Origin of the sequence: Pseudoalteromonas sp. EB27 (assembly GCF_001974875.1) — a bacterium.
Taxonomy (GTDB): domain Bacteria; phylum Pseudomonadota; class Gammaproteobacteria; order Enterobacterales; family Alteromonadaceae; genus Pseudoalteromonas.
Window position 1 is genome coordinate 16,600 of sequence record NZ_MTQD01000003.1, and the last position, 13,370, is coordinate 29,969.

At 39.8% G+C, this 13,370-nt stretch carries 15 protein-coding genes; 11 read left to right on the forward strand and 4 right to left on the reverse strand.

The features are described from left to right. Positions 1 to 56: 56 nt before the first annotated feature. Entirely contained in the window at positions 57 to 1,073 is a 1,017-nt protein-coding gene (locus tag BW142_RS04310; protein WP_076924017.1) for a site-2 protease family protein, read from the forward strand. Positions 1,074 to 1,365: 292 nt separating this feature from the next. Further along, the gene (locus BW142_RS04315) at positions 1,366 to 2,079 is read left to right on the forward strand and encodes a type II CAAX endopeptidase family protein (RefSeq protein ID WP_076924018.1); all 714 of its coding nucleotides are present in this window, start codon (positions 1,366 to 1,368) and stop codon (positions 2,077 to 2,079) included. Between the two features lie 101 nt (positions 2,080 to 2,180). Here BW142_RS04315 and BW142_RS04320 read toward each other — a convergent pair whose 3' ends face one another. Next, positions 2,181 to 3,494: a TIGR00366 family protein gene (locus tag BW142_RS04320; RefSeq protein WP_076924019.1), complete on the reverse strand. Its 1,314-nt coding sequence runs from the start codon at positions 3,492 to 3,494 to the stop codon at positions 2,181 to 2,183. Positions 3,495 to 3,663: 169 nt separating this feature from the next. Here BW142_RS04320 and BW142_RS04325 point away from each other — a divergent pair, with 169 nt between their 5' ends. After that, a complete protein-coding gene (locus BW142_RS04325) occupies positions 3,664 to 4,731 on the forward strand; it encodes a potassium channel family protein (RefSeq protein WP_076924020.1) in 1,068 nt (355 codons plus the stop codon). After that, a complete protein-coding gene (locus tag BW142_RS04330) occupies positions 4,731 to 4,928 on the forward strand; it encodes a PLDc N-terminal domain-containing protein (RefSeq protein WP_076924021.1) in 198 nt (65 codons plus the stop codon). Before BW142_RS04325 ends, BW142_RS04330 begins: the two co-directional genes overlap by 1 nt. Positions 4,929 to 4,963: 35 nt before the next feature. Here the strand turns inward: BW142_RS04330 and BW142_RS04335 are convergent, their stop codons facing one another. Continuing rightward, entirely contained in the window at positions 4,964 to 5,998 is a 1,035-nt protein-coding gene (locus BW142_RS04335; RefSeq protein WP_076924022.1) for a cytosolic protein, read from the reverse strand. Between the two features lie 69 nt (positions 5,999 to 6,067). Further along, positions 6,068 to 6,526 carry an EVE domain-containing protein gene (locus BW142_RS04340; RefSeq protein ID WP_076924023.1) on the reverse strand — a complete coding sequence of 153 codons (459 nt, stop codon included), beginning with the start codon at positions 6,524 to 6,526 and terminating at the stop codon, positions 6,068 to 6,070. Positions 6,527 to 6,603: 77 nt separating this feature from the next. Between BW142_RS04340 and tesB the strand changes: the two genes are divergently transcribed. Then, a complete protein-coding gene (gene tesB, locus BW142_RS04345; RefSeq protein WP_002957902.1) occupies positions 6,604 to 7,461 on the forward strand; it encodes an acyl-CoA thioesterase II in 858 nt (285 codons plus the stop codon). A 21-nt stretch (positions 7,462 to 7,482) separates the two neighbouring features. Here tesB and plsB read toward each other — a convergent pair whose 3' ends face one another. Beyond that, complete coding sequence (gene plsB, locus BW142_RS04350; RefSeq protein ID WP_076924024.1) at positions 7,483 to 9,921, reverse strand: glycerol-3-phosphate 1-O-acyltransferase PlsB; 2,439 nt, start codon at positions 9,919 to 9,921, stop codon at positions 7,483 to 7,485. 418 nt (positions 9,922 to 10,339) lie between these two features. Here plsB and rpsJ point away from each other — a divergent pair, with 418 nt between their 5' ends. Genes rpsJ through rpsS form a run of 6 tightly spaced genes read left to right on the forward strand, consistent with a single transcriptional unit; the run spans position 10,340 to position 13,370 of the window. Next, positions 10,340 to 10,651: a 30S ribosomal protein S10 gene (gene rpsJ / locus BW142_RS04355; RefSeq protein ID WP_002957900.1), complete on the forward strand. Its 312-nt coding sequence runs from the start codon at positions 10,340 to 10,342 to the stop codon at positions 10,649 to 10,651. 27 nt (positions 10,652 to 10,678) lie between these two features. Further along, the gene (rplC, locus tag BW142_RS04360) at positions 10,679 to 11,314 is read left to right on the forward strand and encodes a 50S ribosomal protein L3 (RefSeq protein WP_002957898.1); all 636 of its coding nucleotides are present in this window, start codon (positions 10,679 to 10,681) and stop codon (positions 11,312 to 11,314) included. 17 nt (positions 11,315 to 11,331) lie between these two features. After that, positions 11,332 to 11,937 (forward strand): 50S ribosomal protein L4, encoded by a 606-nt coding sequence (gene rplD / locus BW142_RS04365; protein WP_002957897.1) that lies wholly within the window; start codon positions 11,332 to 11,334, stop codon positions 11,935 to 11,937. Next, positions 11,934 to 12,236 (forward strand): 50S ribosomal protein L23, encoded by a 303-nt coding sequence (gene rplW, locus BW142_RS04370; protein ID WP_002957896.1) that lies wholly within the window; start codon positions 11,934 to 11,936, stop codon positions 12,234 to 12,236. The genes rplD and rplW overlap by 4 nt, the downstream gene beginning before the upstream one ends. Before the next feature lie 15 nt (positions 12,237 to 12,251). Continuing rightward, entirely contained in the window at positions 12,252 to 13,076 is an 825-nt protein-coding gene (rplB, locus tag BW142_RS04375; protein WP_002957895.1) for a 50S ribosomal protein L2, read from the forward strand. A 15-nt stretch (positions 13,077 to 13,091) separates the two neighbouring features. Further along, positions 13,092 to 13,370, forward strand: a complete 279-nt coding sequence (gene rpsS, locus BW142_RS04380; RefSeq protein WP_004588689.1) for a 30S ribosomal protein S19 — start codon at positions 13,092 to 13,094, stop codon at positions 13,368 to 13,370.

Here is a 13,370-nt window from a genome sequence, read left to right on the forward strand (position 1 = left end):
TCGTGTTTTTAAGTTGATTAGGTATACTAGCGCCATTATTTTAAATGGTCTTAATTATGATAAGAATAGATCTTACTTTAGCCGAGCAGCCATTTTCGCTTATGGTGTCTGGGCAAAAAATTGTGCAGGTGTTTCATGCTCAACAAGCTATTACCTTTGATAATCCTCGTGAAAACTATTATCAGTTTACTTACGACAACAAAGTAATAGGTATTGATACAGCGGCGGTGAAAGAGCAAAGTATTTCGCTTTTTGTGGATGAGCAATTTGCAACACAACTTGCGTTACCAGCACCTACAAATGGATCACCTAAAAAAGGCTTTTTAGGGTTGGCAGCATTAGGTTTTAAGCTTTTTAAAAGTGCTAAGGTAATTAAAGTAGTGCTTGCTGGGGCTTCTGTTGCAGGCTATGCGTGGTTATTTAGTATTGAATTTGCATTAATGCTAATTGGGTGTTTAGTTGTACACGAATACGGCCATGTGCGAGCAATGAAATACTTTGGCATAAAAACTAAAGGTATTTATTTAATCCCATTTGTAGGTGGGCTTGCTGTAAGTGACGATAAAATAACGACTCGTTGGCAAGATGTAGTTATATCATTAATGGGGCCTGCATTTGGTTTAATAACTTCTGTGCTGGGTGTGGTTTTATATTACGTCACTGAAATGGAAATATTTGCAGGTGTTGCGGTGCTTAGTGCGTTATTAAATTTATTTAATTTATTACCAATTTTGCCGCTTGATGGCGGGCATGTATTAAAAAGTATCAGCTTTTCAATGCGTTCATGGATTGGCTTAAGCGTATGCTTATTAGGCGTACTATTTGGCTTATGGCTAAGCTACACCTTTGGATTAATGTTACTGGTATTCTTTTTGTTTGTTGGTGCGCTGGAAATTGTATTTGAATGGCGAGGCCGTCACTATTCACATTTAATGCCACTAGATAAATATGGCCAAGGCTTTTCAGCGGTTATGTATGCAGTTGTAGTAGCTGGGCATGTAGCTGTAATGATGCACTTTGCCGATTCAGAAAATCCAATATTGAGTTTGCCGATGACTATTTTATCGAGCTAGCAATAATAACAGCATGGTAGTTCAAAGCTCGCTCACTATGCTGTTTTTTGTACGTTGCTTTTTAAGGTTTTTGTGCATTTGTTGTTTAGAAAGGAGGCTGTCGCTCAGCAAAGTGGGCGTTTAACAGGGGCAATTACGCTTGCCCAACCGCTCGGAATAAAATTAACAGTGTTTATTTTAGCTTGTGTAGCGATAGCAAGATATTAGTTTTGGTTCGTTTCTTAATGGGGTAATTGATATGGTACTATCCCCCAGAATGAAAAATAACAAGAAGCCGTGAGCTGATAGAATTATGAATGATGCGATAAAACAACAAGTAAATCAAAGCACAGGGGAATATTTATTGTACACGCTCTATTGGTTGGCCTTTTTTTTACTGGTGCTCCCAATACCCTCAAACTTGATTATTTTTTTATTGGATGGTGGATCATTAGTATTCAATTCCAATCCTATTTACCTTCTTATATCTACCTTCCTCACTGCTGTACTTACGCTGCCATTTTTAAAGTTTACTCTTGATGCGCAAAATAAAAGCGAAGTTATTGGGCGCTTAGCAATAAAAAAAGTGGCTCTTTTTCCTTTAATCATTACAGTGCTATTAACAGCGGCTTTCGTTTTACTGGAACAATGGCTTTTTGGTTTTATGGAAGTCGCCTTGCCAGATTTTATGTTAGAAGTTGAAGCACAAACAAATTCGCTTTTAGCCAAAATTATGCTGCTTTTAGCAGTAGTATTTATTGGGCCCATATATGAGGAGGTGATTTTTCGAGGAGTGGCATTCTATAGGCTGAAAAAAACCGCCTTGGGAGCCAGTGGCGCAATTATTATCCCAAGTATTGTATTTACATTGATACACTGGCAGTATGATCAAGTTGAAATTTATATTTCAGTGTTTGTATTTTCGTGCTTGATGGGACTACTTCGTCATCTATCGGGTAACTTGTGGTATTGCATTATCGCTCACATGATCTGTAATTTATTAGCACTAGGTGAAATTATTTTGTGATATTAGGTGACTCATCAGTTAATTTTACTTTCTTGCTTAGTTCTTTTGGTTTGCAGCTGGCAAGCGCGATATAAAATCGCGCCTATTTATTACCAAAATACTTACGGATAAAAACTTAGTATCAACGCAATAAAAACCCCTGTTACCAACAACTGCACAACACAAAACCCCATAATATCTTTTGCTTTTAAGCCTGCGATAGCAAGGACTGGTAATGCCCAAAACGGTTGAATTAAATTAGTCCACGCATCACCCCATGCAACGGCCATTGCAACGCGCGATATATCAGCACCTAGCTCTTGCGCTGCAGGTATTACAATGGGTGCTTGTACAGCCCATTGGCCACCGCCAGAGGGAACAAACATATTAACGAGCCCTGCACTTATAAAACTAAAGAATGGCAAGCTATCAGCATCTGCAACGGCAATAAAGCCACGTGATATTTGTTGTGCTAATCCGCTATCAACCATTACCGCCATGATGCCGGCATAAAAAGGAAATTGAATAACAATGCCAGCCCCGCTTGGAATTGCTTGTTGCAGACTGTTAAGTAAATTATGGGGTGTTTGATGCAGCGTAATAGCCATAAACAAAAACAGGGCAATTATACTATTGAGGTTTAAGCCGCCACCAGAGATAAAAAAGTAATAGCTTAAGTAGGCAAGCCCCATTAAGCCAATGCCCATACCTAGCAGTTTGCTTTGTTCCAAATGTTGGGCGGGTCTGGTTATTGTTGTCAACTTAGGTGCTATCTCTTGTAAAAGAGCTGGGTCGATATATACGCTTTCTTGCTCACTTGGCAGCATATAGCGATTAACGAGCGGCATAATAATAAATAAGCCAACTAATATTGCTATATTAAAGCCCGCAAATAAGGTGTGCTCTGTACTAATAATACCAATGCTGGCTTCTGAAAAGTGGCCATCGGTTGCGATAGTTAAAGGAATCGAACCGGCTAATCCGCCATGCCATACAACAAAACCTGAGTAAGCGCTGGCTACTAATAATCGATAATCAACACGAGTATGTTTTGCAATTGCCTTGGCAAAAAGGGCACCAATAACTAAGCCAAATCCCCAATTTATCCAGCTTGCTAAAAGCGAAATAAGCGTTACTAATATAATTGCTTTAGGTGCGGTGCTTGCAAATGTTGCTAGTTTTTCTAATAACTTACTTATAGGTGGCGTACTTGCCAGCATGTAGCCTGTGATTAACACTAGTAGCATTTGCATAGCAAAACTTAATAAGTTCCAAAAACCACCTCCCCACGCTTGTAATACTTCAATGTTGGTTGCGGTTGTAAATAAGCTCGCACTGACAAGAGTAATTGTTGTAAGTAAAATTACAAATATAAAAGGGTCGGGAAGATAGCGCTCTACAATTTTAGCAAAAGGGCGGGCTATTTTATTAAGCATAAGCACAACTGTTTTGGTTATTATTTTAACGCTAATTAATCATGAAAAATCACCATTGGCAAACAGCATTTAGTCTTATATTTGCGGTTAAAAGCTTAAACATTGCTTAAAAGCATCGCTTACAGTAACGTACTGTTTATAGATAATTTACTAACGAAGACTTTGTATTATGCCGGTGATATTTAAAAGGCTAGCGTTACTTGTTCGCGCTCATATAGATCAGTTGAGTTGGCAAGCAGTGGCATTAGCTATTTTGACTCATATGCTATTAACATGGAGCTTGCTATTTATAGCGAATGAGAAAGCGTTAACTTCGCTTACTACCTTTTTTTACTATTACACAGTAACAACATCAACAGTGGGATATGGTGACTTTAGTCCAACTACTGATCTTGGTCGTTGGGTGGTTGCATTAATACAAATTCCATTTGGTTTAGCTTTATTTGGTGTCTTGCTAGGAAAAGCAGGACAGACAGTTACTTACTTAATTAGGCGCGCTATGACTGGTGATAAAAACTTTGCCCACAGTAACCACCATATTATTATTTTTGGTTGGCACGACACTCGTACAAAAAAGATGATTGATTACATTTTGGCAGATACGAAGCGAACCGATCGTCGTATTTTACTCGCGGTAACCGAGCAAATGGATCATCCTTTTTTAGCTAACGAAAGCGTCGATTTTGCACGTTTAACGAGTTTTACTAATTTAGCTGAACTAGAGCGTGTAGCTATTCGCCGTGCCGATAAAGTGATTATTGATGGGCAAGATGACGACCAAACATTTACGACAGCGCTGCGTATTAGTCGCTTAGTAAAAGACGATTGCCATATAAGCGCTCACTTTTTAGATGAAACCAAAGTTGAGATGATGTTAGAGCATTGCCAAAATGTAGAGTGTAGTAGTGCAAAATCAGCTGAGATATTAGTACGCTCAATGCAAGACCCAGGTTCGAGCCGTGTGCAAGAGGAGCTGCTATCTACTTTACACGGCGATACACAATTTAGCTTGAAAGTACCAAGTGGCTGCAAAGATATGGAGTTTGGTACTTTGTTTCATCACTTTAAACTTGAGCATGATGCAATACTGTTAGGCGTAGCTCATAATTTAAGTGCGCAAAATATGGATTTAAACCCGCCATTAGATTACAAAGTAAATGAGGGTGATATTTTGCATTATATATCGGTAGAACGAGTATTAAGTAGTGAAGTAGATTGGTCGAGTTTAGAAAAATAATGAATGAAGTTGTATTTTTAATTGTTGTTTTAAGTGCTTACATTTTACCTGTCGTTATTGTACTTAATAGTAAGCGTTCAAAAGGCCATGAAAAGAACGGCTGGCTGATGGGAATCATTATATTTTCGTGGTTAGGATTAATGATGTACTTTGCTATTGTGCCCAAGCATGGGCACAAAAAGAAAAAGGCAAAATAGAGTCATTAGTTTTTATAGCCGCTTTTGCTGGAATATTACTCTTCTAGCTGTTTGAGTTTATGCTCAATTAGAGGGTCGTCAGGTAAAAGTTGCTGGGCGACTTCTAATAGCTGGATAGCATCATTAGGGTGTTCATCTTGGTGCTTAAGCGCCACATCAATCAAGGGCTGAATATCAATTTTTGCCTGATGCTCTTGTACATGCACTTCTTTTTCATCAGCTAAAATTTTATGCGCTGTACTCAATAATGCTAAACGATGCGGTGAGCTTGCATTAGCCGAATTGAGGCTTTGATAATAATCCTCTTTTAAGCGTAAGGTTTTGGTTTGCATGCGAAACTGTGCAATATCGATTTGCTGATGTTGAATGAAATCAACGGCTACTTGCTTATAAAACCCAAACTTATTCAAATATGTGGCGTGTGTGCCATGTCCCATACCAAATACTCGTAAGTGAGTTAGCTGCTTATAGCGCTTAGCGTGCATTCGGTCTACACGATTAGTAGGATCGTAAATGATATAGCCTTGGGCATCTCCTAAATCTAGATCGTGATAATCCTGTTGCCAGTCAAACTGCTGAGCTATATCGGTACTAGAGCGGTCATCCCACGGTACTAATTCTTTATTTTTAGTACTTACCGGGTGAAAGAACAGTACGTGGTTTAGTTTCAATAGTTTAGCAAAAGCGCCAACAGCAAATCCGCCGCGGCTTAAGCCATAGCCTAGTCGACAATCAAATGGAGTGATTAATGTTGATAATTGCTCGAGAAAAAAGATTAAATTACGATTACGAAACCAATTACTTTTACCTAAATGTTGAAAAGCGATTATGTTTACGTTTTGTTTTTGAGCTAAGTGATAACCCCATGGTGCAAAATCAGGGTGAAGATCTTGCTCTTGTACATTTGTGCCTGCAGGGGAGAAAGTAAAAAGCAGGGGTTTATTAATGTCAATAAACTCATATTTTACAAATACATCGCCTAGTAAATCACTACCCGTCATGGGTAATTGAGTTTGTTGCTCATTGCGCGGGAGAGTTAACCATTCATCTAACCAATACAGTAATTTCATTAATCCTCCAGCTATAAGTCAGCGTAGATCATATCAAACTCAATGAAATCAGGTCAAACCGAGAGGGCGTTACTGCGCCATTTTGATTATTTCATCCCAGTCATTTTTAGTAACAGGCATTATTGATAATCGTCCGCCTTTTTTAAGTGCTATTTCGGTAATATTATTATTCGCTTTAATATCTTTAAGGCTAACCAACTTGTTTAAATGGCTTTGGTAAGTAACTTCAACAACAACCCAACGTGGTTTATCGCTGGTGGCTTTGGCATCGTAATAGTCGCTGCTTAAATCAAACTGAGTAGGATCTGGGTAGGCATCGTGTGTCACTTCGGCAATACCCGCTACGCCTACGTGTTTACAGCTTGAATGATAAATCAAGACTGAGTCACCAACTTTAACGCCATCACGCATAAAGTTTCGCGCTTGGTAATTACGCACTCCTTCCCAAAGTGTAGTTTGTTTTGGTGCATTTTTTAAATCATCAATCGAAAAGGCATCGGGTTCGGTTTTAAAAAGCCAGTAAGCCATAACAGTATTCCTAACAAATATTTACTTCCCACTATTGTATAGTATCATTTGGATACTAGGGTAATGAGGAAGAAATAATGAGCCAAGTATTAGATGATTTATTGTCGTTGTTAACACTTGAAGAAATTGAGCAAGGTTTATATCGAGGACAAAGCCAAGATTTAGGCTTTGGTGCTGTGTTTGGCGGTCAAGTTATGGGGCAGGCGCTTTCTGCAGCTAAAGAAACTCTACCTGAGGGGCGTATAGTCCATTCATTACATTCTTACTTTTTACGCCCAGGTGATCCGGCTAAACCGATTGTTTACGACGTAGAAACTATTCGTGACGGAAAGAGCTTTAGTACTCGGCGAGTAAAAGCGATTCAGTACGGTAAGCCTATTTTTTATATGACCGCGTCATTCCAAGGTGAAGAAAATGGTTTGTCGCATCAAGCAACAATGCCTGATGTACCTGCACCTGAAGAGTTACGTTCATCGCTTGAGTTTTATCAAGATAACGCTTCGCATATCCCTGAAGTCATCCGTAATAAGTTTACGCGTGAAATGCCAATTGAAATGCGACCGGTTACTTTTCATAACCCATTTAAGCCAGAAGTTATGGAGCCGGTAAAACATATTTGGTTTAAAGCTAATGGTGAAATGCCGGACGATCAGCGCATCCATAACTATTTATTAGCGTATGCGTCTGACTTTGAATTTTTGCCAACTGCATTACAGCCACACGGTGTGTCGTTTATGCAGCCAAATATGCAGGTAGCTACTATTGATCATGCAATGTGGTTTCATCGCCCATTTAGAATGGATGATTGGATTTTGTATTCAATTGATAGTCCAAGTGCGAGTAATGGATGTGGTTTGGTACGTGGACAGTTTTTTGATCGCCAAGGCAACTTAGTTGCCTCAACAATGCAAGAAGGAGTTATGCGCCAGCGCTAACCGCCTTCTATAGATATAGTACTAGTTACACTGATCTTGTACTATATCGCTGATTGACTGCCAGACGCGTGCTGGCAGTAATGTTTTAAGGTATGCGTAGGTTTCGCATAGTTGTGTACTACCTACCAAGCCCTTATCACCTTCTGTTATTAATGACTCGCCACGTAAGTTTTCAATAAAACTAACAAGTACTTTTTTATCAAAAAACTCAGGTGTTTTAATACCATGCAGTGTACCTAAACGCTGTGCAAGTACTTGGCTCTCTCGTTCTAATTCTGCTTTTTCAATACCATCACTTGTTTGAATAAAACCAATTACAATAGCGTATCGTTGCAGAGTAAAGCTAAGCGCTCGTCCAAGCATTTCTAGCTTAGCTAAGCAGTCATTACTGTTCGTTATATGAATGTTATCGCCATCAAACTCAATTAAATTTTGATCAGCAAAATTAGCTAAAATACGCGTTATATAGTTTTCATCAAGAGGCTGTAAGTACCATTCTTTAGCAAATAACGGATAAAACGTTTTTACAAGTTGCTGGCATTGCTCAATAGTTGTGCTGTGTTGTTTAAATAGATGCAGTGCAATTAAGCTTGGAACTGCAAACAAGTGCAATATGTTGTTTCGGTAGTAGTTAAACAATACCTTTTCTTTATCGCTAATAGTAATAATTTCGCCAAATTCATCACTTATAACTTCAAACTTATTAAGCTTTAATGCATGCGTTAGTAATTGCTCTGGTGTTTCGTCTGGGGCTGTTACTTTATCGCTGTAGCTGGCGTCGCGTTGTAAGCGTAGATAAAAATCAAGTTGTGCTAATAGCTTTGGTTTACTCAATGCTTGTTTATCGTTAACCAGCAATATCATCGCTAGTAAGTTAACCGCATTAAGCGCCGCTGCATTATTAATTTTAACCATTACTTGGTCAGCAAGTTTAGTCACTTGTGGTGCTAACCATTGTGGCTTCTGTACATCAGTAGGATGTATTGAGTCACGCCAATCAGGTTGGTTATCATTTAAATATTGGTTAATGGAGATTGGATCACCAAAGTTTAAATTACCACGACCGTAGTTTTTAAGGTTTTTGATTGCCTTAAAAATTCCAAAAATAGATTCGCCTTTTTTATCTTTTCCATCCAGCTCTTTAAGATAGGTGTTAATTTCCATTACGTGCTCGTAGCCAATGTATACAGGAACGATAGATATTGGTCTGTCTATTCCACGTAGCATTGCTTGTAATGTCATTGATAGCATACCCGTTTTAGGTGGAAGCAGACGCCCAGTTCTACTTCGACCGCCTTCTGTATAAAACTTAACAGAGTAACCTTTAATAAATAACTGGCTTAAATACTCTTTGAATATGGCAGAGTAAAGTTTATTGCCTGCAAACGAGCGACGAATGAAAAATGCGCCTGAGCGTCTAAATATGCCTCCGGCAGGGAAAAAATTAAGATTTACGCCTGCAGCAATATGTGGCGGCACCAAACCTAAATGGTAAATAGAGTAGGTAAGTAGTAAATAATCCATATGGCTGCGATGGCACGGCATATAGATAATTTCATGGCCTTTATCTGTTAGTTCATGAATTTGCTCTGCGTGCTTAATATCTATACCGTTATAAAGCTTATTCCATAACCAAGTTAAAAATCGCTCGGCCACACGTATCATTGCCTCAGAGTAATTAGCTGCTATTTCATCAAGTAGTTTAAGTGCATTTTGACGGGCTTCGGTTTGGCTAATATTTTTAGCTTTAGCTTCATCTTGAATTGCTTTTTTTATTGTTGGTGACGCTAATAATGAATTAAATAATTGCTCGCGAGAGGGCATTTTAGGACCAGTTGCTGCAAGTTTTTGACGTTTAAAGTGTACGCGTGCAACACGTAACAACTTATGGGGTAATTCACTTACGTCAGCTTTTTCATTTACTAAAAGCGATAAGTCGAGAGGCTGACTGAAGCGAATAAAGTTATCGCGACCTGAAAACAACACCACAAAAATCTTTCTAAACCAGCTCGGAGTTAGAGAGTGTGTAATTAAAGTACGTAATCCTGGCTTTTCTTTACCTGGGTCGCGTCCCCATAAAATAGTAACCGGAACAACTTGTACGTTTTGCTGTCCGCTCTCTATTAGGTACTCAATGATTTGTTTACCTTGAGCTAAAGCATTGGTTGGTTTAGCTTCATCACCAAATAGTGGTGGCGGGTTTTTAATACCAATAAAACGATCTAAATTTTGGTTGCCTAATACTTGCTCTTCGGTTGGGCTAGGTAGACCATTTTTTTTACACGCATGTGCGAGAGCCGCTAAATCAAATCGTGAATTTAAACGCACTATATAAAATGTAGGGTACTCAGGGTTTAGCTCATACTGTTTAATAGGATTTTCTGGCAGCACTTTGCTTTTTACAAATAAGCGGCTAAATCCAGCAGACATAACATTTAAACAATAATTAAAAATACGCATCGACTCACCATATTGAGAGTATTAAGGCCAAAATTAGCGCAGTAGGATATCATAATATCTAAAAATCCCTTAGTTTGCGTAATTAAGGTGTTAACTTGCTTTATTGACTAACAGTAGAGGTATTAGTTCAAGTATAGCTAGTAAGTATGTATGGGTGCTTATTTAATCAAATTTACTGACATAGTATTGTTTCTAAATAGTTGTTGCATTTATCACCAATACCTCTATAATACGCAGGCTTTCAAAATTCCTCTGGGAACTAGAAAGGATAAATTAAGCTTGGATTTCAAGCTAATAAACAGGAGTTCCGATTTGGAACTCAACGTAGATATAATCAAACAGCCGGCATCTTAAGTTTTAAGATTGTTTCGGTCGTTTTTTTATGCTCTTTTATATGCTCTTTATATTGAGGTTAAGAATGTCAAATCAACGCATTCGTATTCGCCTAAAAGCTTTTGACCACCGTTTGATTGACCAATCAACGGCAGAAATCGTGGAAACTGCGAAACGCACTGGCGCACAAGTACGTGGTCCAATCCCACTACCTACACGCTTTGAACGTTTTACTGTACTAACTTCACCGCACGTTAATAAAGATGCGCGTGATCAGTACGAGATCCGCACCCATAAACGTCTGATAGACATCGTAGAACCAACTGACAAGACTGTAGACGCGCTTATGCGTTTAGATCTTGCTGCTGGTGTTGATGTTCAAATCAGCCTGGGTTAATCGAAAGATTAGAGAGGTTTTAGGAAAATGGCATTAGGTCTAGTCGGTCGTAAAGTGGGTATGACACGAATCTTCACTGAAGATGGTGTATCTATCCCTGTGACAGTTATTGAAGCGACACCTAACCGCATTGCTCAGATCAAATCTGACGCAACAGACGGTTATAACGCGCTTCAAGTAACCGCAGGCACTAAAAAAGCAAGTCGTGTAAACAAAGCTAAAGCGGGTCATTTCGCTAAAGCTGGTGTTGAAGCGGGTCGCGGTCTGTGGGAATTCCGCCTTAACGGTGGTGAAGGCGATTTTGAAGTAGGCGCTGAGCTTACTGTTGAATTATTCAACGAAATCAACAAGGTTGACGTAACCGGTACTTCTAAAGGTAAAGGTTTCCAAGGTGGTGTTAAGCGCTGGAATTTCAGCATGCAAGACGCTACACATGGTAACTCTCTATCTCACCGTGCTCCTGGTTCAATCGGTCAAAACCAATCACCTGGTAAGGTGTTTAAAGGTAAGAAAATGGCCGGTCATATGGGTGCTGAGCGTGTAACGACTCAAAACTTAGAACTAGTTCGCGTTGACGCTGAGCGTAATTTGCTTTTAGTTAAGGGTGCAGTACCTGGAGCTATTGGCGGTGACGTTATCGTTAAACCAGCTGTTAAAGCATAAGTCCTGGAGATTTAGTGATGGAATTAGCAATTAAAGACGCTTCTGGCGGTCTTGAAGTTTCTGAAGCTACTTTTGGACGTGAGTTTAACGAAGCATTAGTACACCAAGTAGTTGTTGCATACGCAGCAGGTGCTCGTCAAGGTACTCGTGCTCAGAAGACACGTTCTGAAGTAAGCGGTGGTGGTAAAAAACCATGGGCTCAAAAAGGTACTGGCCGTGCACGTGCCGGTACAATCCGTAGCCCAATTTGGCGTTCAGGTGGCGTTAGCTTTGCAGCTAAACCACAAGACCACAGCCAAAAAGTAAACCGTAAAATGTACCGTGGTGCGATTAAAAGCATCTTATCTGAATTAGTTCGTCAAGAGCGTTTAATCGTTGTTGAAAGTTTTGCTCTAGCAGCACCAAAAACTAAAGAACTAGTTGCTAAGCTTAAAGAACTTGAGCTTAAAGATGTTCTTATCGTGACTGAAGAAGTAGATGAAAATCTTTTCTTATCGGCACGTAACCTTTATAAGGTTGACACACGTGATGTAGCTGGTATCGATCCTGTAAGCTTAATTGCTTTCGATAAGGTACTTATTACAGCCGCTGCTGTTAAGCAACTTGAGGAGGCGCTAGCATGATTCGCGAAGAACGTCTTTTAAAAGTGATCCTTGCTCCACATATCTCTGAAAAAAGCACAATTGCTGCTGAAGAAAACAATACTATTGTTTTTAAAGTAGTAAATGACGCAACTAAAGCTGAAATTAAAGTAGCAGTTGAGAAGCTTTTTGAAGTAGAAGTAACTGGTGTTCGCACACTTAACGTTAAGGGTAAAACAAAACGTACTGGCGCACGTTTCGGTCGTCGTAGCGACTGGAAGAAAGCTTACGTTACTCTTAAAGAAGGCAGCGAGCTAGACTTTGTCGGCGGCGCCGAGTAATAAGGGGATAGAATTATGGCACTTCAAAAGTGTAAGCCTACTTCTGCGGGCCGTCGTCACCTAGTTAAAGTGGTTAACTCTGATCTACATAAGGGTAAGCCATACGCACCACTTTTAGAGAAAAACTCTAAATCAGGTGGTCGTAATAACAATGGTCGTATTACGGTTCGTCATATCGGTGGTGGTCATAAACAACACTACCGTTTAATCGATTTTAAACGTACTAAAGATGGCATTCCAGCTACTGTTGAACGTTTAGAATACGATCCAAATCGTAGCGCAAACATCGCTCTTGTATTATATGCAGACGGTGAGCGTCGTTACATTATCGCACCTAAAGGCTTAAAAGCTGGCGATGCAATCCAGTCTGGTGTTGATGCACCAATCAAGCCTGGTAATGCATTACCAATGCGTAATATGCCTGTAGGTTCGACTGTTCACAACGTAGAATTAAAACCAGGTAAAGGTGCTCAAATAGCACGTTCTGCTGGTGCATACGTTCAAATCCTTGCTCGTGATGGTCAATATGTAACATTACGTCTTCGTTCAGGCGAAGTTCGTAAAGTTGAATCTGATTGTCGTGCGACTCTAGGTGAAGTAGGCAATGCTGAGCATATGCTTCGTTCACTTGGTAAAGCAGGTGCAAATCGCTGGCGTGGTATTCGTCCGACAGTTCGTGGTGTTGCCATGAACCCGGTAGATCACCCACACGGTGGTGGTGAAGGTCGTACATCTGGTGGTCGTCATCCTGTGTCTCCATGGGGTAAACCGACTAAAGGTGCGAAGACGCGTAAGAACAAGCGTACGGATAAATTTATAGTACGTCGTCGTACTAAGTAATATTGAGGAATAGCCATGCCACGCTCTCTCAAGAAGGGTCCTTTTATAGACCTACACTTGCTGAAGAAGGTAGAGAAAGCTTTGGAAAGCGGTGAGAAAAAGCCAATTAAAACTTGGAGCCGTCGTTCAATGATCATACCTAACATGATCGGATTGACCATTGCTGTCCATAATGGTCGCCAGCACGTACCAGTTTTCGTTTCTGACGAAATGATCGGTCACAAACTAGGTGAATTTGCACCAACTCGCACTTACCGTGGCCATGCTGCGGATAAGAAAGCGAAGAAACGATAA